Below are 21,515 nucleotides of genomic sequence, written 5' to 3'. Positions count from 1 at the left end.
GGACGTTATGTCAGCACTGATCCAGAAGGCAAACCATCTGCGCTGCTCTGAGCAGGATCTGAGGTGCGTTCTCCTCAGCGTGTCCTCCGCCCCGGCATGAACGTGAACACGCCCGCGCCCAGCAGCACCGCCGTCCCCGCCACCAGCCCCAGCGCCTTCAGTGCGCCGTGGTCGTCTGAGCCCGTCGCCGCCAGGCCGCCGCTCGACGACGAGGACGACGACGAGCCGCCCGAGGTCGAGGAGCCCGACGCTCCGCTCGCCTGTTCCGTGGTGTCCAAGGTCAGGGAGACCGCCGTCTTGTCCGGCTTGCAGGTCGTGGTCGTGCCGAGGGCCTCGATGGTCAGGACGCCCGGGGAGAGCGTCGACGACCCCGTCGCGCCCGGCTTGTACGTGCCCGTCATGTCGGGGATCTCGATCGGGTCACCGGACTTGATGGCCTTGGAGTTGGTCGGCCCCTCGACATGGACCGAGCCGCTGTCCGAGCCGCCGAGGGTGACCTCCATGGACGGCTTCACGGAGTCCGCGGGGATGTCGGCGGGGCTGTCCATCGGCGAGTTCTTGAACTGCACCGTGATGCCGTAACTGCCGCCGTCCTTCTTGGCGTTGATCTGGATCGTGGAGGTCGCCTTCTTCTCACCGATGGGCGACTGGCAGGTGTAGGGGATGTCGACCGCCTTGCCGGTGAAGTCGGTCTGCCCGTCCCCCGTCCCGTCGCTCGCCGAAGCGGAGGCGGACGCGGACGCGGACGCCGACTCGCTCGCCGACGTGGACGGCGACGCCGACTGCGACGTCGAGTCCGTCGGATCCGGCGTCGTACTCGACGAACTCCCGTCGCCCGGCGACACCTCGATCGTCGCCGCCTTCTGCACCGTCTCCGACGGCGTGCACTTGGTGTCCGTCGAGAACGCGTTGACGGTGTACGCGTCGGGCGTCAGCGTCACCTCGCCGGCCGTCGTCAGCTTCAGGCTGCCCTTCATGTCGGACAGCACCATGTCGCCGCCCTTGGGGATCGCCGGGTTCTCCCGCGGCCCCTGCATGGCGATGTCGGCGCTCTGCGCGCCGGCCGCCTTCAACACCCCCGACGGCTGTACGGAGTTGGCGGGCAGGTCGATGATGTCCGGGTTCTTGGAAGCGGCCTGGACGAACTTCCACACGACGTCCACCGTGTCGCCCACCTTCGCCGTGGCCGGCGCGGTGATCTCGACCTTCGTGGTGCCGTCGACGGGATCGGCGACCCCGGCGGGCGGCACGCAGTGCGTCGCGAACGACACCTCCGCCGCCTGCGCGGCACCGGCGGCCAGGCCCAGCAGGGCGCCCGCCCCGCCGAGCACCAGGGCGGTGCCCGCCGCGGCCGCTCTCAGCCGGGCGGCCGGGGTGACTCTCCTTCGCTTGCTCACGGGGGTCCCTTTCTGGTGGGAGTCGTAGGACTCGTCGGGCTGTCGTCGTGCGGTGCGGAGAGCCGACCGGCCGCGTTCGGATCGGAGTCCGGGGTGAACCACGGCAGGGTCGAGGTGGTGGCGGGCGCGGATTCCCGCGCCCCGGTGGTGAGCTTCTGGGTGGTGAACCTCGGCATGCGCAGGGTGAGTTCGGGCAGGTGCAGGCCGCGGTGGCGCAGGCCGCCGGCCTTGCGCGGCCGTACCCGGTCCACAATCGCCATCCCGGCGCGGAACACCGCCGCCGGCACCACCAGGCAGACCAGGACCCAGAACAGGATCACGCCCCAGGGCCGCCCCACGCCCCAGGGCTGCTCGGCGAGGACCTTGCCGCCGTACTTGAGGGAGACGGTGTAGTCGCCGTGCGCGCCCGCCGAGAGCTCGACGGGCAGCTTGATCTGCGCCTTCTTGCCGGGCGCGAGGGTGCCGCGCCACTCCTGGTCCTCCCACTCGGGGGCGAACACGCCGTGCGAGGTGCCGACCTGGAAGACGGGGTTCTTGATCGGGGAGGTACCGGCGTTGCCGACGGTGAGGACGAGCGTGCGGGAGGGCGGGGCGCCGAACCAGGTGAGCAGACCGCTGGAGCCGTCGAGCCGGGTGTCGGTGAGGACCGACAGGCGCCCCCCGGAGGCCTCCGCGGGCAACGGCTCCACAGCGTGTCCAGCCACCCGCAGAACCGCGTCGGCCTGCGCCTTCTCGCCCTCCACGGTCGCCACGTGCACCACGCACGGGCACGGCACCGGCGGCTCGGACACCGGCAGTTGCTTGCTGAAGGCGCCCTTGGCGTCGGTGGTGACGGCCCTGCCGTCCGCGTTGGCACAGGAGTTGGTGCCGCCGATCACCCCGCGAGCGGGCGTGGCCTGGCCGCAGATCAGCATCATCAGCAGCGCGTGCGAACGCCATCCACTGCCGCTCACCGTGATCGAACCGCCAGTCCCCGCCTGCGACTTGGACAGCCTCACCGTGGGCCCGTCCGCCGCCGTCGCGCTGCCCGCCAGGGGCAGCACGAGCAGCGCGAGCACCGCCAACAGCGCTGTGGTCCGCACCTTGCCGTTCACGCCACCGCTCCCGTCAACTCGGCTTCCGTCCGCGGCGATTCGGCTGCGAGTCCGCTCGTACGACGCCTGTGACGCCGTACGAGAAGCAGCGCGCCCCCGGCCGCCACCGCCCCCGCGACCCCCGCCACCGCACCCCAGGGCACGAACCGCACCGATGCCGTCGCCGTGTCCCGCGCGCCACCGTCCGCCGTCACCGTGAGCCGCACGTCGACCGCGTCCAGCGCCGGACGGCCGCGCCACGGCTCGGTCAGCCGCAGCCGGCGGCCGGGCGCGAGCCGGACGGGCAGGGTGCGCGGGGCGCGGTCGAGGACCCGGCCGAAGAGCCCGTCCGCGTGCACGGCGAGACGCGGTACGAGGGGGGTCGTACCGCGATTGACCAGCTCGTACGTGATGCGGTCACCGTGCACGGCGACGTGCTCGACGGTCAGCGCGGACAGGGCGGCAACACCCACCCGCAGCCGGATCGGGACGGCAGCCCGGCGGCCGTCCTGATCCCGGGCGACGATCTCACCACTGCGATCCCCACTCGCCCGCACGGTGAACGGCACGTCGGCTCGAGTCCGGCCGGGCACCCGCACCGGATTCTCGGCGAAGGCGACGGAGACACCACTCCCGCTCAACCGCACGGTGACCGCCCGCCCGCTCCGGTTGCTCACGGACACCGTGTCCTGCACCGCAGCCCCGGGCGCCCCCTCGGCATAGAAGGACGGCCGCGAACCACCGAAGGGCACCAGCGCCCACCCATCGGCGGCAACAGCAACCGGCGCAGCACCCAACACAAGGAGAAGGGACACAAGCAGAACACGAGCGGCAGTCGGCATCAGCGGCTCCAGCAGTCAAAGGGCAACGCCCCAAAGGGGCGCGGGGAACTGCGCGACCAGCCACGACGGCGCGTCAGACACCCGACAACCCATCGCGGCACTATCGACGGACCCCTAACGCCGAACCGCCTGATTCCTACGCGTGATCCACAACGCGCCCCCGGCCCCCACCAGCAGCACCGTCCCACCCAACGTCCCCAACGCGATCGCCGAGTCGTCCGGCCCGGTCTGCGGCAACGACGTCCCCGAGTCGGACCCACTCTCACTCGTCCCCCCGGCGGAGCCACCCGCCGCGGTCACGTCCAGCGTCAACGCCGGCCCAGGGTTGTTCGACGGCGTACAGGTCGTCGTCGTACCCAGCGCCTTGATCGTGAGGACCCCCGGCGTGAAGGTGACCTTGCCGGACTTCTTCGGCGTGTACGTACCCGTCAAGTCATTGATCTTGATAGGGGTGTTGGCCGGAATCGCGGCCTGGTTCGCGGGCCCGGACACCGCCACGGTCCCACTGTCCGCGCCCCCCAGTTTGATCGTGGCGCTCGGATTCATCGCGCCCTTGCCCAGCTCGACCGGGCTGGAGGAGACGCCCTTCTGCCAGGACATGGTGAGTTTGTACCCGCTGCCGCTCTTCACGCCCTTGATGTCGATCGGCGAGACGGCACTCTTCGCCCCGATCGGCGTCTTGCACTGGTAGTTGACGTCGACGACCTCGGCCCGGGCGGCGGGGGCGGTCATCAGCACCGCCGAGCCGGCCAGGGCCGCGACGGACGCGAGCGCGGCGGTTCGTTTCCGGTACGACACGATTTCCGCTCCCTCTCGGTTTCCTGACGACACATCAGATTCGGCCGTCAAGGTACGCCCGGGGTCGTGAGGAGGGAAGGGACAGTGCGCGCCGGAGTTGTGGGGATCCGGCGCGCACGGGCGGGGCGTCGAGTGGAGACGGTGACCCGGGGTAACTCAGGGTCAGGCCATGCGCAGCACCTCCGGCGCACCCCACCGCCACAGCACCTCGGGCACCTCGACGCTCCCGTCGGGCCGCTGGTGCTGTTCCAGGATCGCGGGGAGGAGACGGCTGGTGGCGAGGCCCGAGGCGTTGAGGGTGTGGACGTAGGGCGGTTTGCCGCCGCCCTCCGGGCGGTAGCGGATACCGCCGCGCCGGGCCTGGTAGTCGCGGGCGTTCGAGACCGAGCTGACCTCGGCGTACGCGCCCAGGCTGGGCAGCCACACCTCGACGTCGTACGTCTTGGCCTGGGCGGGGCTGATGTCGGCCGCGGCGAGCTTGGTGGTCCGGTGGTGCAGGCCGAGACCGGTCACCAACTCTTCGGCGCGGGCGAGGAGTTCCAGCTGGGCCGCCGCCGAGTCCTCCGGGCGCGTGAACTGGAACAGCTCGACCTTGTTGAACTGGTGGCCGCGCAGGGTGCCCCGCTCGGCGGTCCGGTAGCCGCCGCTCTCCTTGCGGTAACAGGGCGTGTAGGCGACGTACTTCAGCGGCAGCTCGCGCTCGTCGAGCGTCTCGCCGCGGTGCAGGTTGACCAGGGCGGTCTCGGCGGTCGGCAGCAGGAAGCGGTCGTCGTCCGTGCGGAACACCTCGTCGGCGAACTTCGGGAACTGTCCCGCCGTATAGCCCGCTTCGTACGTCAGCAGGTGCGGCGGCAGCACGAACTCGTATCCGGCGCGCCGGTGCGCGTCGAGGAAGTGGCTGAGCAGCGCCCACTCCAGGGCCGCGCCGTCGCCGCGGTAGATCCAGTAGCCGTTGCCGGCGAGGGCGGTGCCGCGCCGGTAGTCGACCAGGCGGAGGTCCTGGGCGAGCCGCACGTGGTCCTTCGGCTCGAAGGCGTAGGCGGGCGGGGTGCCGTACGTCCGTACGACCTCGTTGTTCTCCTTGCCGCCCGCGATCACGTCGTCGTCCGGGAGGTTGGGCAGGGCGTCGAGGAACTCCTGGTGTTCCGCGGCGAGTTCGGCGAGCCGTGTCTCGGCCGCGGCGAGTTCGTCGGCCAGGGTCCGGGCGGTGGCCCGGAGTTCGCCGGCCGGCTCGCCCGCCCGGTGTCGTACCGCGATGTCCGCCGAGACGCGCCGCCGTTCGGCGCGCAGCCGCTCCACGGCCGTGCGGGTCTCGCGGAAGTCGGCGTCCAGGGCGAGGAAGCCGGTGAGGTCGGCGTCGACCGCGCGCTTGGCGAGGGCGGCGCGGACGCGGTCGGGGTGCTGTCGGAGGAGGGTGATGTCGATCATGGCCGTGCTCCGGGAGGTCGTCCGGAGCGGCACGCACCGCCCCGGGGCTGTCCCCTGGGGGCGTGGGCGAGAGGGTGCTCGCGGTGCCACCACGCCTTCACCGTCGTACCGACGACTCGACGGAAGTCGTACGACGGTCTCGTTCGGGCCCGATGACGGGGGCCGGCCGGCGGGGCATTTCCTCCCCGCACTCGGGAGTGGATTCGCCCGGACCCGGCTCGCATGGTCCCGGCTACTTGTCTCCGTCAACGCGTTGCAGGGAAGGGTAGAGGGCCCGGCACGGCATGCGGAAACGATTTACGTTCACGCCGGAGCGCCGAGTTCCGCCCAGACCGTCTTGCCGGAGGCCCCCGGCGTCCGTACGACCCCCCAGTCCAGGCAGAGCCGCTGCACTATGAACATGCCGTGGCCGCCGGGGCGGCCCGCGCGGTGCGGGGTGCGCGGGGAGGGCTGGCCGGTGCCCTTGTCGGAGACCTCCAGGCGGATCACCTTGTTGTCGCAGGTGATCCCGAGCTCGTCCGGGCCCTCGGCGTGCAGACAGGCGTTGGTGACCAGCTCGGAGACGACGAGCAGCACGTCCTCGGCCGCGGCCCGCTGGTCCGCCGTGGCGGCGGGCAGCCAGCCCCAGTCGTACAGCGCCTGGCGGGTGAAGTCGCGGGCGAGCGGCACGACACCGCTCTCGCCGTCGAAGCTGAGCCTGCGGACCTGCCGGCCCGCCGGGGACGCAGGCGACACGGCTGCCGCCGACGATCCGGCGGCGCCCCCTTCGGACGCCCCGGCCGAGGCGGCGCCCCCCTCGGACGTCCCGGAAGCGCCGCTCGGCTCCGGGCCGCGGTCGCCCGGCGGGTAAGGCCGGGTGGTGCTCATCAGCGCTTCACCTCACCGATTCACCAGTTCACGATTCAAAAGTCACTACGTATTCAAAAGTCAGTACGTATACCGACGGCTGTTCCGCCGGTGTGCCTGCCGACATGTTCAGGATGTCTCCTGCCCGAGCGAACCGGCAGAACACCCCTTGTTTCGGCACGGAAGGCGTGACGCCCGGAAAGTGCCGGTCACACAGGGGCGACTGGGACGCGGACATGACGGCGCGGCCGGGGGCGGGCCCGGCTCAGCCGGTCTCGTCGGCCAGGGCCGCCGCCAGGGTGTCGTGGACGGTGAAGACCGCCTCGGCCCCGGTGATCTCGAAGACGCGGGCGACCACGGGCTGCATGCCCGCGAGATGGACCCCGCCGCCGGCCGCCTCCGCCTTCAGACGTGCGCCGAGCAGTACGTTCAGCCCGGTGGAGTCGCAGAACTCCAGCCGGGAGCAGTCCACCACCAGTCGTTTGAAGCCCTTGGCGAGGCAGTCCTCCAGCGGCTCGCGCAACAGATCGGCCGTATGGTGATCCAACTCACCGGCCGGGGTCACGACGGCACTGGAGCCCTCTTCCCTGACCTCCACCAGTAGCCGGCCAGACTGTGTGCTGCCGACCGTCCCGCGGTCCATGCCGTCTCTTCTCCCGACGTCGTGGCTGCTGACGTACGCCCTCGAACACTACGCCTTCCTCACACTCTCCGACACCCGAACAACCACCCACAAACGGACATAACCGCACGTAACGCACTTGCGGCGGGTGTGGGAAAGCGGGTAGGGCTAGTAGAGATACGTAACCGACACGGCCGGCTTTGGAGGCGCCGCACACCGCAGTGCACGCACACGGCTTCGGCAGCCATATGCCGAGAACGATGGAGGACATCATGTCACCCCGGCTCGACGCATCGCATACCCAGCAGGCGACGTCGACACCCCCACCGGAACATCTGGCTCCCATCGAGAGCTCCGACGCAGACGTACTTGCCGGGCTCCCGGACATCCCGCCCTACACCGAGGTGGGCCCGGTCGACGCCCGCGCCCTGTCCAAGACGCTCTTCGAACGGCTCGAGTCGCTCGAGGAGGGGACGTACGAGTACTCGTACGTCCGCAACACGCTCGTCGAACTCAACCTGGCCCTGGTCAAGTTCGCCGCCTCCCGCTTCCGCTCGCGCAGCGAGCCGATGGAGGACATCATCCAGGTCGGCACGATCGGCCTGATCAAGGCGATCGACCGGTTCGAGCTCTCGCGGGGAGTCGAGTTCCCCACCTTCGCGATGCCGACCATCGTCGGCGAGATCAAGCGCTTCTTCCGTGACACCTCCTGGTCCGTGCGCGTGCCGCGCCGGCTGCAGGAGCTGCGGCTCGACCTGGCGAAGGCCGGTGACGAACTGGCCCAGAAGCTGGACCGGGCGCCGACGGTCGCGGAGCTCGCAGAGCGGCTCGGTCTGACGAAGGACGAGGTCGTCGAGGGCATGGCCGCGTCGAACGCGTACACCGCCGCCTCGCTCGACGCGCAGCCGGAGGAGGACGACGCGGAGGGTGCGCTCGCGGACCGGATCGGCTACGAGGACCACGGGCTCGAAGGCATCGAGTACGTGGAGTCCCTCAAGCCGCTGATCGCCGAACTCCCGCCCAGGGACCGGAAGATCCTCTCCCTGCGCTTCGTCGCGGGCATGACCCAGTCGGAGATAGGGGACGAGCTCGGCATCTCGCAGATGCATGTGTCGCGGCTGCTGTCGCGGACGCTGGTGCGGCTGCGGAAGGGGCTGACGCTGGAGGAGTGACACACGTGGTGCCCCAGGTGGCTACAGCCGTCACCTGGGTTACTCACAGAAACCCTTTCCCCAAGACTTCCCATCCATCACTATGGGCCCCCATACCCGTCGGTAGACCAGAGCTGCGGCGGGTGGCGAGGCGCAAGGAGGCGGGTGGCGATGGCTCGGGCCGACCGGACCGACAACGGGGTCGAGACCGGAGGGGTCGAGGACGGAGACGGCCCGGGAGTGCATGCCCGCGCCGCCGACCCGCGGCTGGTCGAGCTGTTGCGGACCAGCACCGCCACCGTCTATCCGGCGTTGCGGGAGGTCAGGGCCCGGCATCAGCCCGCCGTGCTCGCGTACGCCCGGCTGTGCACGACGAGCGAGACCGTCGCCCGCCAACTGGCCGCGCAGGCCTTCACCCTGGCGGCCCGTCAGACCGCGCGCGGCACCGAGCCGACCGTGCCGCTGCGCCATCAACTCCTCCTCCTGACCGGGCGGTTGGCGGCCGCCTGGGCCGGTGACGAGCGGGCCGCCGGCCTCGATCCCAGCCTGCTGCTGGTGCTCAGCACGGCGGGCCCCGACGGCCCCGTCCCGCCCATGCTGGCCCCCTTCCAGACCCTCCCGTCCCGCGCGCAGGGCCTGGTCTGGTACGGCGTCGTCGACCGCGAACCCGCCGACACCACCGCCGTGTTCCTCGGCCTGACCCGCGAGGACGTCACCCACGAGACCGACGCGGCGCTCCAGTCCCTGGGCCACGCCTGCCTCCGCACCCGCCTCGCCGCCTCGGCGGACCCGCGCTGCGGCAACTTCGGCCGGCTGATCGAGGAGTCGGTACGGCCCGACAGCCCGCGCATCAGCAGCGATCTGCGGGCCCACATGGTCCACTGCGTGCACTGCACGGCGGCTCACGAGGAACTGTCTGCCCTGCGGGACTCGCCGCGGACCGCGCTGGCGGAGGGGCTGCTGCCGTGGGCGGGGACGGCGTACGCGGTGCGGGACCGGGCGGGGGACGAGCGGGCGGCGGGGGTTGAGCCGTCGGGGGCGGGAGCAGGTCCGGGGGCGGGAGGGGGCCCGGGATCGAGGCGGGCGTCGGCTGCGAGGCGGGCCTCGGGGCGCGGACCGCGCTCCAAGGTGCTTGCCGGACCGGCCGGTTGGCCCACGTCCCGGCGTTTCCTGATCTCCGGAGTGGCGCTCGGTGTGGCCCTCGCCCCGCTGCTGGTGTTCCTGCTGTCGCAGACGGGCGGCTCGAAGTCGCCTTCGCGGCAGGCGGCGGGGGCGCCGGCCACACCGACGAGCGCGCCGCAGGTCACGGTGACGGCGACGGTCTCCACGACCCCCTCCGTGACGCCGAGCACCAAGTCGCCGTCGCCGTCGCGCAGTTCGACTCCGTCGGCGTCGCCGTCGAGGTCGCCGAAGCCGTCCCCCTCCCCCACCCACGCCCCGAAGGGGACGTACGCGCAGATCGTGAACGTCTCCACCGGCCGCTGTCTGGACATCCGCGACGACGACCTCTCGAACGGCACCGACGTCGTCACGGCCCCCTGCTCCTCGTCCCGCAGCCAGCGCTGGCGGGTGGACGCGGAGCGCGGGGTCGTGCAGTCGTTCGCCGACTCGGACTTCTGCCTGGACAGCCGCGGTGACGTCGACAACGGTGTGGGCATCTGGGACTGCGGTTCGGTGGACGGCGACCACGGCCAGAACCTGCGGTTCACGGTGGACCCCGACGGGGTGATCCGCCCGGCGATCGCCATCGAGACGGCGGTCACCCCGGCCGGCGGCGACGGCGTGGCGCTGCGGCCGCTCAGCGGGGGTGGGGAGCAGCGGTGGCGGGCGGGGGCCAGGTGAGCCGAGGCGATCACCGATGCCTGCTCGACACCAACGTCGTCCGCGTCCACTCGATGAGCTGCCGCACGATCGCCCTGGCACGGATGCTGTGCCGGGGGAAGAACGGCAGCACCGCGAGAGCGGGCACGGATGCCAAGGTCACGACGAGCAGCGGGAGCAGCGCGAGCAGGACGATGAAGACCCGCTGGGCCCAGCGTGCTCCGGTGATCAGAGTCGGCCAAGTCGAGCGCATGGAGCGGTGGTTCCTTTCCCTGGGGCGATCTGCCGCGGCTGAGGAACCACCAGCTTTGGACGGCTCGGGTAGGTTGCGACAGCGGCAACGGTTGCCACTGTCGAGACAACGCCCCAAGGAGGCCCGACGTGTCCACGGCACTGCCCTCACCTCGCGGTTCGAGTGAGGTCGAGCGAGGGGACGTCGCAGAGGTTGTGGCGCTCGGCAACGCGTTGACCGAGCTGTTCAACGCACTGGAGATGTCGCAGAGCGCGTACGCGGTGCGCATCCACCGGGACAAGTCGACGGTCTCCCGCTTTCTGCGCGGCAAGAAGGTGGCGTCACAGGACTTCGTCGACAGGCTCGTCCGCGAGGTCGAGCGTCGACGGGGCACCTCGGTGAAGCCCGAAGCCCGCCGCAGGCTCGATCAGTTGCGGCTCGCCGCGGTGAAGGTGACCGACCCCGCCGCCTATGAACTGGAAGTCCTGCGGGCGGAGATGGAGCGGTCGCACCGCGAGGTCGACCGGCTGGCCCGGCAGCAGGAGGCGTTGCACCTTCTCCTGGAGCGGCGAGAGGCGGAGTTCCGCGCGGTGCAGGGCGAGTTGGCGCAGGTCCAGCAGGACTGGCGGGAGGAGGTCGCGCTGCGCGTGCGGCGGGAGGACGGTTTCGTCGGCGGCGAGCGGGCGAGCCTCGCCGAGGAAGTCGCGCGGCTGCGGGCCGACCTGGCGGAGGCCACCGCGCTTCGCGCCCGCGCCGAGCAGCGGTGCGAGGACCTTGAGCAGCGGGTCAGGGAGATGGAGGAGGAACTGGCCGCGCGTGAGATCGACGCGCCCGGGGCGCTTCCCCTGCCCGTGCTGCAGGAGCGGCTGAAGGCGTTGTGGGAGGACGGCAAGTCCCAGGAGGCCGGGCGGGAGTTGACGGAGGCGGCGCAGGAGCGGTCGGTCGGGGAACTCGTGGAGCTGGTCAGCTGGCTCGACCTGCGCGGCGACCTGGTCCGGCGCAACCGGCTGGCCGAAGAGGTGGCCCATACCCGGACCGTGGAGGTGGTCGCCGCGTTCGGCACCGCGCTCATCGAGGTCAGGACGCGGCGAAACCCTCGGCGGCGCCGAGGGACGCCGTCGCCCCTCGGCTGCCTCGTCGACGGGGCGTGCGCGGTGATGTCGCCCGCGGACCTCGTCACCCTGCACCGGAACTGGGGGCGGGCCGGGCAGAGCCAGAGCCGGCGTTCCCCTCTGCAGGACGAAGTGCCGCAGCGCCTCCTGAACGGAGCACGCCCCGCGGACGTCGCGGCGGAGGTCTTCGACCTGCTCGGCCCGGGCGACCAGTCCGTACTGCGCGCCATGCACCGGGACCGGGCCACGCCCCTCAGCGGCGGCATGCTCATCGCGCTCGTCCCTCGCCTGATCGAGCGGGGGAACGCCGAGCTCGCCCGCACGTGCTGTCGCGCGCTCGGCGACCTCAGCAAGCGACTCCTGGAGGGCTGGCGCACGATTCCGGCCTGGGGCGAAGTCGCCCTCACCGAGACGGACGAGTCGCAGATCCGCGCGTTCGTCCTCATGGCGGCCGACCAGCTCTCCGCGGAACTGCTGGCCTACCTCTTCATCGCCCTGGCCGCGCCGCGCATCGAGTACTCCCGCAAGCAGCAGGAGGACGCGGAGCGGTTCTTCCAGCTGTGCGTCGCCGCTCTGTACGCATCCGGGCGGATCAGCGATGTGCTGGCGGTCCTGGACGAGGGTGGGTTCCCCCAGACGAAGGACAAACTCCAGACGAAGCTCCGGGAGGCTCTCCTCACGTACCGGGCCTGACGTGTGCGCCGTCAGACAGCACGTGCCCCGGCACGCCAGACCTCGCGTACCAAGGGCACACCCGGCCGGTAGGCGAGGTGGACGTGGCTCGGCGCGTCCAGCAGGAGCAGGTCGGCGCGGGTGCCCGGGGTGAGGCGGCCGATGTCCGGGCGGCGGAGGGCTGCCGCGCCGCCCGCTGTCGCCGACCAGACCGCCTCGTCCGGGGTCATGCCCATGTCCCGTACCGCGAGCGCGATGCAGAAGGGGACGGACGAGGTGAAGGACGAGCCCGGGTTGCAGTCGGTGGAGAGGGCGACCGTGACGCCCGCGTCCAGGAGCCGGCGGGCGTCCGGCCACTCGGCGCGGGTGGAGAACTCGGCGCCGGGCAGCAGCGTGGCGACCGTGTCGCTGTTGGCGAGCGCGTCGACGTCCGCGTCGGTGAGGTGGGTGCAGTGGTCGGCGCTGGCCGCGTCGAGCTCCACGGCCAGCTGGACGCCGGGGCCGTAGGAGAGCTGGTTGGCGTGGACGCGCGGGTGCAGGCCCCTGGCCTTGCCCGCGGTGAGGATCGCGCGGGCCTGCTCGCCGTCGAAGGCGCCCTTCTCGCAGAAGACGTCGATCCAACGGGCGTACGGCGCACAGGCATCGAGCATCTCGCCGGTGACCAGGGCGACATAGCCGGCGGGGTCGTCCGCGAAGTCCGGGGAGACGATGTGGGCGCCGAGGTAGGTCACCTCGTCGGTGTGCGCGGCGGCGATCCGCAGGGCGCGGGCCTCGTCGGCGACGGTCAGGCCGTAACCGGACTTGGTCTCGAAGGTCGTGGTGCCCTGGCGGAGCGCCTCGGACAGGTAACGGGTGAGGTTCGCCTCCAGTTCCGCGTCGCTCGCGGCACGGGTGGCCGCGACCGTCGTACGGATACCGCCCGCGGTGTACGACCGCCCGGACATCCGGGCGTTGAACTCCTGCGTCCGGTCGCCCGCGAAGACCAGGTGCGAGTGGGAGTCGACGAAGCCGGGCAGGACGGTCCGGCCGCCCGCGTCGACCCGGTTGTCAGTGGCGGGTGCTTTGCTTGATTCACCGGTCCACGCGATGCGGTCGCCCTCGATGACGACGGCCGCGTCCTGGACCAGACCGAGGGGAGATCTGTCACCGAGGGAGGGGTCGTTGGTGACCAGCGTGGCGATGTTGGTGATGACGGTGCTGCTCATCGTGTCCTCGTGGGTGGCCGGTGCGGGGGTCTTCGTCAGGCGCGCAGGGCTTCGACCGCCCGCGCGAGGGCTTGGGGCACATCGGGTACGAGGGTGTGGGCGCCGTCGCGTACGACGTGCCGTCCGCCCACGATCGTGTGCCGTACGTCCGCTGCCGTCGCCGCGAATACGGCCGTCTCGGCGCCGAGCCTGGGCAGCGGCCCTGCCGTCCTGACCGAGTCGAGGGCGATGGTGGTGAGATCGGCGAGCGCGCCCGCCTCGATGGTGCCGGCCTCGTCCCAGCCGAGCGCCGCGTGGCCGTCGGCCGACGCCGCCCGCAGCAGGGCCGCCGCCGTCCAGTGACCTCGCGTACGGGTGCGCAGGCGCTCGTTCAGCTCCATCGCCCGTGCCTCTTCGAGCAGGTCGATGACGGCGTGGCTGTCGGAGCCGAGCGACAGCGGTGAGCCGGCGTTCTGCAGGGCGGCGGCGGGTCCGATGCCGTCGGCGAGGTCCCGCTCGGTCGTCGGGCACATGCAGGTGCCGGTGGAGCTGGAGCCGAGGAGGGCGATGTCCTCGTCGGTGAGGTGGGTGTTGTGGACGCCGGTGGTGCGCGGTCCGAGGACGCCGTGGTCGGCGAGCAGCCGGGTGGGCGTGCAGCCGTGGGCGGCCAGGCAGGCGTCGTTCTCGGCGGTCTGCTCGGACAGGTGGACGTGCAGCGGCGCCCGCCGCTCCTCGGCCCACCGCGCCACGGTCGCCAACTGGGCGGCGGGCACGGCCCGCACGGAGTGGACGGCCGCCCCGATCCGCGCGTGATCCCGTTCCTTGAGAACTGAACAGCGTTCGGCCCAAGCCTCCGCGCTGCCGTCGGAGAAGCGCAGCTGGTGCGTGTTGGGCGCCTCGCCGAAGCCCGCGGAGAGGTAGGCGGTGTCGAGGAGGGTGATGCGGATGCCGGCGTCGGCGGCGGCCGCGATGAGGGCCTCGCCCATGGCGTTGGGGTCGGCGTAGGGGGTGCCGCCGGGGGCGTGGTGCACGTAGTGGAACTCGCCGACACTCGTGATCCCGGCCAGCGCCATCTCGGCGTACACGGCCCGCGCGAGCGCGTGGTACGTCTCCGGGGTCAGCTTGTCCGCGAAGGAGTACATGACCTCGCGCCAGGTCCAGAAGGTGCCGGAGCCGACCTGGACGGTGGAGCGCAGGGCGCGGTGGAAGGCGTGCGAGTGGGCGTTGGCGAGCCCGGGGAGGGTGAGGCCGCGGAGGATCTCGGCGCCGGGGGGTGGGGTGTCGACGTCCTGGTGGACGGCGGTGATGCGGCCGTCCGCGGTGTCGACGGCCACGCCCGGCTCGACGTGGGTGTCGAGCCAGGCGTGCTCCAGCCAGTAGGTCCGCTTGGTCACCGGCAGGCCAGTCCTTCCAGTACGTCGGCGAGGGCGAGCACTCCGGCCACGCAGTCGTCCTCGGCGGCGAACTCGGCCGGGGAGTGCGAGACGCCCGTGGGGTTGCGCACGAACAGCATGGCGGTCGGGATGGTCCCGGAGAGGATCCCGGCGTCGTGTCCGGCCCCGGTACCCAGCACGGGGACGGTGATGCCGGTGTCCTTGCCGAGGATGCGGGCGAGTTCGTCGCGCAGGGCGTGGTCGAACTCGACGACCGGGGTGAAGGACTCCCGGACGACGTCCAGGTCGATGCCGTGCGCCTCGGCGTACTCGCGGGCGGCCTTCTCGATACCGCCGACGACGGTGTCGAGGGTGGCCTGGTCCTCGGCGCGGGAGTCGAGCCAGCCGCGCACAAGGGAGGGGATGGCGTTGACGCCGTTCGGCTCGACGGCGATCTTGCCGAAGGTGGCGACGGCACCGGCGAGTTCGGCCTCGCGACGGGCGGCGAGCACGGTCTCGGCGTACGACAGCATGGGGTCGCGGCGGTCCACGAGCCGGGTGGTGCCGGCGTGGTTGGCCTCGCCCCGGAAGTCGAACCGCCAGCGCCCGTGCGGCCAGATGGCGCTGGCGATGCCGACGCGGTCGCCGGAGAGGTCCAGCGCCCGCCCCTGCTCGACGTGCAGCTCGACGAAGGCGCCGATCCGCCCGAGCCGCTCCGGATCGGCGCCGATGCCGTCGGGGTCGTACCCGGCGGCCTCCATGGCCCGCGGGAGGCTGATCCCGTCCCCGTCGGTCAGCCGGTGCGCGGCGTCGACGGAGAGCTGCCCGGAGGTGAGCCGGGACCCGACACAGGCGAGCCCGAACCGGGCGCCCTCCTCGTCGCCGAAGTTGACGATGGCGAGGGGTTTGGTGAACTCCGCGCCCCGCGCCCGGAGTTCGTCGAGGGCGGCGAAGGAGGAGACGACGCCGAGGGGCCCGTCGAAGGCGCCCCCGTCGGGCACGGAGTCGAGATGCGACCCGGTGACGACGGCATCCCCGGCGGCGGGATCCCCGAGCCAGGCCCACTGGTTCCCGTTCCGGTCGACCTCGTAGGCCAGCCCCCGCCCCTCGGCCTGCTCCTGGAACCAGGCCCGGCACTCGGTGTCGGCCCCCGTCCAGGCGAACCGACGGTAGCCCCCGGAGTCGGCGTGCCGCCCGATGGGGAGCAGCTCGCGCCACATGGTGTGGAAAGAGCTCGCGTGGACCGCGGCGCCCCCCGTTGCAGGCTGGGTCACGCGTCGTCACCTTCGCGCATCGGCACCCGCACGCCCCGCTCGTCGGCCACCGACTCCGCGATGTCGTAGCCCGCGTCCACGTGCCGGATGACGCCCATGCCGGGGTCGTTGGTCAGCACGCGGCGGATCTTCTCGCCGCCCAGCTTCGTGCCGTCGGCCACCGTCACCTGGCCGGCGTGGATGGAGCGGCCCATGCCGACGCCGCCGCCGTGGTGGATGGAGACCCAGGACGCACCGGAGGCGACATTCACCATCGCGTTCAGCAGCGGCCAGTCCGCGATCGCGTCGGAGCCGTCGAGCATGGCCTCGGTCTCGCGGTACGGGGAGGCGACGGATCCGCAGTCGAGGTGGTCGCGGCCGATCGCCAGCGGTGCCGCCAGCTCGCCGCTCGCCACCATGTCGTTGAAGCGCTCGCCGGCCTTGTCCCGCTCGCCGTAGCCGAGCCAGCAGATACGGGCCGGGAGCCCCTGGAAGTGGACCCGCTCGCCGGCCATCTTGATCCAGCGCGCGAGGGACTCGTTCTCGGGGAACAGGTCCAGGATCGCCTTGTCGGTCTTGGCGATGTCGGACGCCTCGCCCGACAGCGCGGCCCAGCGGAAGGGGCCCTTGCCCTCGCAGAACAGCGGGCGAATGTAGGCGGGGACGAAGCCGGGGAAGGCGAACGCCCGCTCGTAACCGGCGAGTTGGGCTTCGCCGCGGATCGAGTTGCCGTAGTCGAAGACCTCCGCGCCGGCGTCCATGAAGCCGACCATCGCCTCGACGTGCTTGGCCATGGCCTCACGGGCACGGGTGGTGAAGCCGGCCGGGTCCTTCACCGCCGCGTCGGCCATGTCGTCGAAGTCGATGCCGAGCGGCAGGTAGGCCAGCGGGTCGTGCGCCGAGGTCTGGTCGGTGACGATGTCGATGGGGGCGCCCATGGCGAGGAGCTGCGGGACCAGCTCGGCCGCGTTGCCGAGGACGCCGATGGAGAGCGGGCGGCGGGCGTCCCGGGCCTCGGTGGCCAGCTGGAGGGCGTGGTCCAGGGAGTCGGCCTTGACGTCCAGGTAGCGGTGCTCGATGCGGCGGTCGATCGCGCGCGGGTCGCAGTCGATGCAGATGGCGACGCCGTCGTTCATGGTCACGGCGAGGGGCTGGGCGCCGCCCATGCCACCGAGGCCGGCCGTCAGCGTGATGGTGCCCGCCAGCGTGCCGTTGAACTTCTTCGCGGCGACCGCGGCGAAGGTCTCGTAGGTGCCCTGGAGGATGCCCTGGGTGCCGATGTAGATCCAGGAACCGGCGGTCATCTGGCCGTACATGGTCAGGCCGAGGGCCTCCAGGCGGCGGAACTCCTCCCAGTTGGCCCAGTCGCCGACCAGGTTGGAGTTGGCGATGAGGACGCGCGGGGCCCACTCGTGGGTCTGCATGACGCCGACCGGGCGGCCGGACTGGACGAGCATGGTCTCGTCCTGCTTCAGCCCCTTCAGGGTCCGCACCATCGCGTCGAAGGAGCGCCAGTCGCGGGCCGCCTTGCCGGTGCCGCCGTAGACGACGAGCTTGTCGGGGTGCTCGGCGACCTCGGGGTCGAGGTTGTTCTGCAGCATCCGCAGGGCGGCTTCCTGCTGCCATCCCAGGGCGCTCAGTTCCGTACCGCGCGGCGCTCGTACGGGGCGGGGTCCTGACATGGTCTGCCTCCTGGTGGATTGTTGCTGCCGTTATTCACATCCTGGCGCCATGAATAGAACTAGTCAATACGTTCTTGGGCCAGCATGGGCCCGCCGCGGGTGTTTGGCTGGTTGCAGCAGGCACGGACAACGGGGACGGCGACGGAGCGGGGGATGTCGTGGGCGGTACGGAGGAGCGGGTGACCCGCCGGGACGAGGCGGTGCGGGCCGCCGTGGAGCAGGGGCTGCTGGGTGCGGGCACCCCCATCGTGGGCCTGCTCGACGTGACCGGCATCCGGGAGTCGGCGCGGGAGCTGCGGGCGGCCTTCGACGCGGTCACCGCGCCCGGCACGCCCGTGCTGCACGCCTTCGCGGTGAAGGCGACCCCGCTGGTGCCGGTGCTGCGGCTGCTGTACGACGAGGGCCTGGGCGCCGAGGTGGCGAGCCCGGGCGAGCTGGCCCTGGCGCGGGCGGCGGGGGTGCCGCCGCACCGGACGGTGCTGGACTCGCCCGCGAAGACGCCGGCCGAGTTGCGTGAGGCGCTGGCGCTGGGGATCGCCGTCAACGCGGACAATCCGCAGGAGCTGGGGCGGATCGACGCTCTGATGCGGTCCGCCGAGAGTCGCTCACCGCTCGGGATCCGGGTGAATCCGCAGGTCGGCGGGGGTTCGATCGGGGCGACCTCGACCGCCACGGCGACCTCGAAGTTCGGGGTGGCGTTGAAGGACGAGGGGGCACGCGAGTGGGTCGTACGGGCGTACGCGCAGCGGCCGTGGCTGACGCGGCTGCACGCGCACACCGGCTCGCAGGGGATCCCGCTGTCGCTGATGGCGCAGGGCGTGGCCCAGGTGTACGCGCTCGCGGAGGAGATCAACGGGCGGCTCGGGCGGCGGCAGATCGACACGCTGGACATCGGCGGCGGGCTGCCGGTGAACTTCGGCTCGGACGAGTCGACGCCGACGTACGCGCAGTACGCGCGGCTGCTGAGTGAGGCGGTGCCGGGCCTGTTCTCCGGGCGGTACGGGCTGGTGACCGAGTTCGGGCGGTCGCTGCTGGCCAAGCACGGGACCGTGGTGGCGCGGGTGGAGTACGCCAAGAGCGCGGGCGGGCGGCCGGTCGCGGTGACGCACGCGGGCGTGCAGGTGGCGGCGCGGACGGTGTACGTACCGGGGTCGTGGCCGCTGCGGATCGCCGCGTACGACGCGAAGGGGCGGCCCAAGGAGGGGCCCGCGGTGGTGCAGGACGTGGCGGGGCCGGCCTGTTTCGCGGGCGACCTGCTCGCCGAGGGGCGGGCGCTGCCGCTGCTGGAGCAGGGGGACTACGCGGCGGCGCTGGACACGGGCGCGTACTACTTCGCGCACCACTACGCGTACAACTCCCTCGCCCGGCCGGGCATCTACGGCTTCGCGCCGGACGGCTCGGGGGGCGTGGGCTTCGCGACCGTGCGGGCGGCGCAGACGCTCGACGAGATCGTGGCCGAGTCCGGAGGGGCGCACGCCACCGCGCTCACCACCCTGCGCGCACCCGGGCGCCGTTGACGCACGCCGGGGGCGCTGCGGTTCAACTGCCCTGAAAACCAGGCAAGTCGACCCACCTTAGTCCCCTGGTCGCATGTTCCACCGGAAAATGCCAGAACCCTCACCCGTCGCACTCACGTTGCGTAGTTTCGGCGTCACTCAGCCGAACCCCAGGGTGGAGGGGAACCACGGTGCCCGGAATCGACGAGTGTCTGCTGGAAGCCATGCGACTGCCCGGTGCCCGCGGCGCCGCGCTGATCGACTGGACGAGCGGGCTTGCCCTGGGCACCGTGGGCGAGTCCCCCGGCGGGGACCAGGAGACGGCCGCGGTCGAGGCCGCCGAGATCGCGCGGCTGGCCGCGGAGCAGCACGCGTTCGCGCCGGACGACGACCCCGACGCGGGGGTGGCGGCCGACGCGGATCCGCCGGTCGAGGACCTCATCGTCAGCAACCGGGACAGCTACCACGTGCTGCGGTTCGTGGGGGCGTCCTTCGACGGCAGCGTCTTCCTGCACCTGTGGCTGGCCCGCACCGAAGGCAACCTCGCGCTGGCCCGCATCCGGCTGGGCGAGATGGCCGAACGGCTGGTGCTGGCATGACGGTTCTCCGTACGGCCGAGCCGCCGCGGCTGCCGGTGCGCGACAAGGCGGCCGCCGCCGCGCGGGGCTGGGGCGGTGTCTCGCCGATGCTGACCCGGCTGGCCGCCGAGCGGGCCACCGGCGTCCTGATGCGCGAGCGCGGCACGCTGCACCTCGCCGACGGACAGGTGGTCCTCGCCGACAGCCCGTTCGCGACCGGGCTGGACGCCCTGCTGACCGCGCGCGGCGTGCTCAGCGCGCAGGCCTGGCAGGAGGCGCTCGCCGCGGCCGGGGACCGGCACCGGGCCGGTCGGCGGCTCGTCGACACCGGGCGGCTCGCGCTCGGCGCGCTGGAGCTGTGCCATCTGACGGCCCTGTACGACGCCGCGTACTTCGCGCTCGCCCCCAGCAGCACGCCCGGCCGCTTCCGCTACGGCACCGCTCCCGGCCCCGGCGTCCTGACGCCCGTGCCGGTGGCGGCCCTGGAGCGCGAGACGCTGCGCCGCCGCGACCTCCTGCACCGCATCTGGCCCAGCCCGGCCATGGACGACACCCCGCTCGTGCGCACCGGACTCCCGGCGGCGCCCACCCTCACCCACCGCCAGCGGCAGGTACTGGCCGAGGTGGACGGCGTGCGCACGGCGACGGACATAGCCCGCCGCCTGGGCCACCTGACGTTCCACACCCTGGTGGACGTACGCAGACTGGCGGCGGCGGGCGTACTGGCCCCGACCCTGCCGGCCCACACCGAACCCGGCCGGCCGCCCTCCCCCACGGAGCCGACCGGTCTGCCCACGCGCGGAGCACCGACAGGCCGCGGGGCCGCGGGCGGTACGTCCACCCGCGGGGCGGCGGGCGGTCTCCCCACCCGCGGGGAGCCGGGCGGTTCCCTCACGCGCGGAACGCCGAACGGCATGCCGAGCCACGGCCGGCCCGCCGCCCCGCCCGCCGGCACCGGACCAGGCGATCCACACACCCGCCCGGAGCCCACCGGCCTGCCGGTCCCAGACGCACCCTTCGGCGTCCCGAGCCACGCGACACCCACCGTCCCGGGCCACACGGCACCCTTCGCCGTCCCGGGCCATACCGCCCCCGCCGACGTCCCACCCCACGGCCAACCCGGCCCGTCGCCCCACGGCCAACCCGGCGCCTCGCCCCACGGCGAACCCGGCCTCCCGCCCCACGGCGACCCCGGCCTCCCGCCCCACGGCCAGCCCGGTCTCCCCACCCGCGGGGAGCCGCCGGACGGCCGCCGTCGGCCGCCGCAGCCAGGCCGTGAGCAGCCGTTCCGCATACCGGAACGGGTGGGCGCGGCCACCGGACCCGCACCCGGCCACGAGACCTCAGCCCCCACCGGAGAGATTCCGGCGGATCCCCACATCACGCTGCTGAAGAGGCTCAGAGATGCGCTGGAGGCCCTTTGAGAGGAGACCCCGGATGGCTGCCGACCCCGACATCCTCGACGAGCTCCGCCGGCTGAGGGCGCGCGTCCCCCAGCTCACCGGCGCCCTCACCACCGGCACCGACGGCGCGATCCTCGCCCAGGACACCCCCGGCGTCGACCCGGGGGCCATGGCCACGCTCACCGGGACCGCGCACGGCACCGCGGCGAAGCTGGCGGACGCGACCGGCCAGGGCGAGTTCCGCGAGCTGCTGGTGCGCGGGATGTACGGCTACGTCGCGACCTTCGCGGCCGGCAGCGGCACCGCCGTACTGACCCTGCTCGCCCAGGACCGGGTGAACCTCGGTCGGCTCCTGCTGGAGGGACGCCGGGCGGCCGCCCGTATCGCCGAACTCCTCGACAGCCGTACGACACCCGCGAAACCGGCCAGGGCGGCCAAGCCGGAGACGAAGGCCGCCGCGAAGACCACCACCACCACTCGGACCAGAACCCCGCGCGCACCACGCACGACGACCACCAACGCGCGCACCACCACGGAAAGTTGAGAGGAACA

General features: G+C 72.4%; 19 protein-coding genes. 7 read left to right on the top strand and 12 right to left on the bottom strand.

Annotation, left to right across the window (positions count from 1 at the left end; genetic code table 11):
* Nucleotides 1-74 precede the first annotated feature (74 nt).
* The 7 genes from MQP27_RS16050 to MQP27_RS16020 form a co-directional block, all read right to left on the bottom strand.
* Nucleotides 75-1,331: a hypothetical protein gene (locus MQP27_RS16050; protein ID WP_372511204.1), complete on the bottom strand. Its 1,257-nt coding sequence runs from the start codon at nt 1,329-1,331 to the stop codon at nt 75-77.
* 62 nt (nt 1,332-1,393) lie between these two features.
* A complete protein-coding gene (locus MQP27_RS16045; protein ID WP_242765819.1) occupies nt 1,394-2,491 on the bottom strand; it encodes a hypothetical protein in 1,098 nt (365 codons plus the stop codon).
* Nucleotides 2,488-3,147, bottom strand: coding sequence for a hypothetical protein (locus tag MQP27_RS16040; protein WP_308289935.1), 660 nt, complete (start codon nt 3,145-3,147; stop codon nt 2,488-2,490). Before MQP27_RS16040 ends, MQP27_RS16045 begins: the two co-directional genes overlap by 4 nt.
* Nucleotides 3,148-3,426: 279 nt before the next feature.
* Entirely contained in the window at nt 3,427-4,110 is a 684-nt protein-coding gene (locus MQP27_RS16035; protein WP_242765817.1) for an LPXTG cell wall anchor domain-containing protein, read from the bottom strand.
* A gap of 162 nt (nt 4,111-4,272) precedes the next feature.
* Nucleotides 4,273-5,538 carry a serine--tRNA ligase gene (gene serS / locus MQP27_RS16030; RefSeq protein WP_242765816.1) on the bottom strand — a complete coding sequence of 422 codons (1,266 nt, stop codon included), beginning with the start codon at nt 5,536-5,538 and terminating at the stop codon, nt 4,273-4,275.
* A 303-nt stretch (nt 5,539-5,841) separates the two neighbouring features.
* Nucleotides 5,842-6,405 (bottom strand): ATP-binding protein, encoded by a 564-nt coding sequence (locus tag MQP27_RS16025; protein ID WP_242765815.1) that lies wholly within the window; start codon nt 6,403-6,405, stop codon nt 5,842-5,844.
* Nucleotides 6,406-6,649: 244 nt separating this feature from the next.
* Nucleotides 6,650-7,027, bottom strand: coding sequence for an STAS domain-containing protein (locus MQP27_RS16020; protein WP_242765814.1), 378 nt, complete (start codon nt 7,025-7,027; stop codon nt 6,650-6,652).
* 239 nt (nt 7,028-7,266) lie between these two features.
* On the opposite strand from MQP27_RS16020, the gene MQP27_RS16015 reads away from it, so the two are divergent.
* Together MQP27_RS16015 and MQP27_RS16010 are read left to right on the top strand one after the other, a co-directional pair.
* Nucleotides 7,267-8,178 (top strand): RNA polymerase sigma factor SigF, encoded by a 912-nt coding sequence (locus tag MQP27_RS16015; protein WP_242765813.1) that lies wholly within the window; start codon nt 7,267-7,269, stop codon nt 8,176-8,178.
* A 150-nt stretch (nt 8,179-8,328) separates the two neighbouring features.
* Nucleotides 8,329-9,999 (top strand): RICIN domain-containing protein, encoded by a 1,671-nt coding sequence (locus tag MQP27_RS16010; RefSeq protein ID WP_242765812.1) that lies wholly within the window; start codon nt 8,329-8,331, stop codon nt 9,997-9,999.
* Nucleotides 10,000-10,009: 10 nt separating this feature from the next.
* Here the strand turns inward: MQP27_RS16010 and MQP27_RS16005 are convergent, their stop codons facing one another.
* Nucleotides 10,010-10,231 (bottom strand): hypothetical protein, encoded by a 222-nt coding sequence (locus tag MQP27_RS16005; protein WP_242765811.1) that lies wholly within the window; start codon nt 10,229-10,231, stop codon nt 10,010-10,012.
* A gap of 128 nt (nt 10,232-10,359) precedes the next feature.
* On the opposite strand from MQP27_RS16005, the gene MQP27_RS16000 reads away from it, so the two are divergent.
* Nucleotides 10,360-12,015: a coiled-coil domain-containing protein gene (locus MQP27_RS16000; RefSeq protein ID WP_242765810.1), complete on the top strand. Its 1,656-nt coding sequence runs from the start codon at nt 10,360-10,362 to the stop codon at nt 12,013-12,015.
* A gap of 11 nt (nt 12,016-12,026) precedes the next feature.
* Here the strand turns inward: MQP27_RS16000 and hutI are convergent, their stop codons facing one another.
* From hutI to hutU, 4 genes are read right to left on the bottom strand one after another with little or no spacing between them, the layout of a single operon-like run.
* Nucleotides 12,027-13,199 carry an imidazolonepropionase gene (hutI, locus tag MQP27_RS15995; RefSeq protein ID WP_242765809.1) on the bottom strand — a complete coding sequence of 391 codons (1,173 nt, stop codon included), beginning with the start codon at nt 13,197-13,199 and terminating at the stop codon, nt 12,027-12,029.
* Nucleotides 13,200-13,234: 35 nt separating this feature from the next.
* Nucleotides 13,235-14,572, bottom strand: coding sequence for a formimidoylglutamate deiminase (locus tag MQP27_RS15990; protein WP_372511197.1), 1,338 nt, complete (start codon nt 14,570-14,572; stop codon nt 13,235-13,237).
* Nucleotides 14,569-15,771 carry an allantoate amidohydrolase gene (locus tag MQP27_RS15985; protein ID WP_242765898.1) on the bottom strand — a complete coding sequence of 401 codons (1,203 nt, stop codon included), beginning with the start codon at nt 15,769-15,771 and terminating at the stop codon, nt 14,569-14,571. Before MQP27_RS15985 ends, MQP27_RS15990 begins: the two co-directional genes overlap by 4 nt.
* Nucleotides 15,772-15,821: 50 nt before the next feature.
* Nucleotides 15,822-17,486, bottom strand: a complete 1,665-nt coding sequence (gene hutU, locus MQP27_RS15980) for a urocanate hydratase (RefSeq protein WP_242765808.1) — start codon at nt 17,484-17,486, stop codon at nt 15,822-15,824.
* A gap of 158 nt (nt 17,487-17,644) precedes the next feature.
* Here hutU and MQP27_RS15975 point away from each other — a divergent pair, with 158 nt between their 5' ends.
* The 4 genes from MQP27_RS15975 (at nt 17,645) to MQP27_RS15960 (ending at nt 21,507) form a co-directional block, all read left to right on the top strand.
* Nucleotides 17,645-19,003, top strand: a complete 1,359-nt coding sequence (locus tag MQP27_RS15975) for a type III PLP-dependent enzyme domain-containing protein (RefSeq protein WP_242765807.1) — start codon at nt 17,645-17,647, stop codon at nt 19,001-19,003.
* Nucleotides 19,004-19,173: 170 nt separating this feature from the next.
* Nucleotides 19,174-19,581: a hypothetical protein gene (locus tag MQP27_RS15970; protein WP_242765806.1), complete on the top strand. Its 408-nt coding sequence runs from the start codon at nt 19,174-19,176 to the stop codon at nt 19,579-19,581.
* Nucleotides 19,578-20,984: a helix-turn-helix transcriptional regulator gene (locus MQP27_RS51640; RefSeq protein ID WP_372511196.1), complete on the top strand. Its 1,407-nt coding sequence runs from the start codon at nt 19,578-19,580 to the stop codon at nt 20,982-20,984. The genes MQP27_RS15970 and MQP27_RS51640 overlap by 4 nt, the downstream gene beginning before the upstream one ends.
* Before the next feature lie 13 nt (nt 20,985-20,997).
* Complete coding sequence (locus tag MQP27_RS15960; protein ID WP_242765805.1) at nt 20,998-21,507, top strand: roadblock/LC7 domain-containing protein; 510 nt, start codon at nt 20,998-21,000, stop codon at nt 21,505-21,507.
* Nucleotides 21,508-21,515 lie beyond the last annotated feature (8 nt).

The sequence above is a fragment of the Streptomyces cylindrosporus genome, from assembly GCF_022698165.1.
GTDB lineage: Bacteria > Actinomycetota > Actinomycetes > Streptomycetales > Streptomycetaceae > Streptomyces > Streptomyces cylindrosporus.
This window is presented reverse-complemented; position numbering and strand designations above follow the sequence as displayed.

What these genes read in the sequence shown, in the direction of transcription:
- serS (WP_242765816.1), bottom strand. Translation starts at nt 5,538, where the DNA reads ATGATCGACATCACCCTCCTCCGACAGCACCCCGACCGCGTCCGCGCC.
- MQP27_RS16025 (WP_242765815.1), bottom strand. Translation starts at nt 6,405, where the DNA reads ATGAGCACCACCCGGCCTTACCCGCCGGGCGACCGCGGCCCGGAGCCG.
- MQP27_RS16020 (WP_242765814.1), bottom strand. Translation starts at nt 7,027, where the DNA reads ATGGACCGCGGGACGGTCGGCAGCACACAGTCTGGCCGGCTACTGGTG.
- MQP27_RS16015 (WP_242765813.1), top strand. Translation starts at nt 7,267, where the DNA reads ATGGAGGACATCATGTCACCCCGGCTCGACGCATCGCATACCCAGCAG.
- MQP27_RS16010 (WP_242765812.1), top strand. Translation starts at nt 8,329, where the DNA reads ATGGCTCGGGCCGACCGGACCGACAACGGGGTCGAGACCGGAGGGGTC.
- MQP27_RS16005 (WP_242765811.1), bottom strand. Translation starts at nt 10,231, where the DNA reads ATGCGCTCGACTTGGCCGACTCTGATCACCGGAGCACGCTGGGCCCAG.
- hutI (WP_242765809.1), bottom strand. Translation starts at nt 13,199, where the DNA reads ATGAGCAGCACCGTCATCACCAACATCGCCACGCTGGTCACCAACGAC.
- MQP27_RS15985 (WP_242765898.1), bottom strand. Translation starts at nt 15,771, where the DNA reads ATGTGGCGCGAGCTGCTCCCCATCGGGCGGCACGCCGACTCCGGGGGC.
- hutU (WP_242765808.1), bottom strand. Translation starts at nt 17,486, where the DNA reads ATGTCAGGACCCCGCCCCGTACGAGCGCCGCGCGGTACGGAACTGAGC.
- MQP27_RS51640 (WP_372511196.1), top strand. Translation starts at nt 19,578, where the DNA reads ATGACGGTTCTCCGTACGGCCGAGCCGCCGCGGCTGCCGGTGCGCGAC.
- MQP27_RS15960 (WP_242765805.1), top strand. Translation starts at nt 20,998, where the DNA reads ATGGCTGCCGACCCCGACATCCTCGACGAGCTCCGCCGGCTGAGGGCG.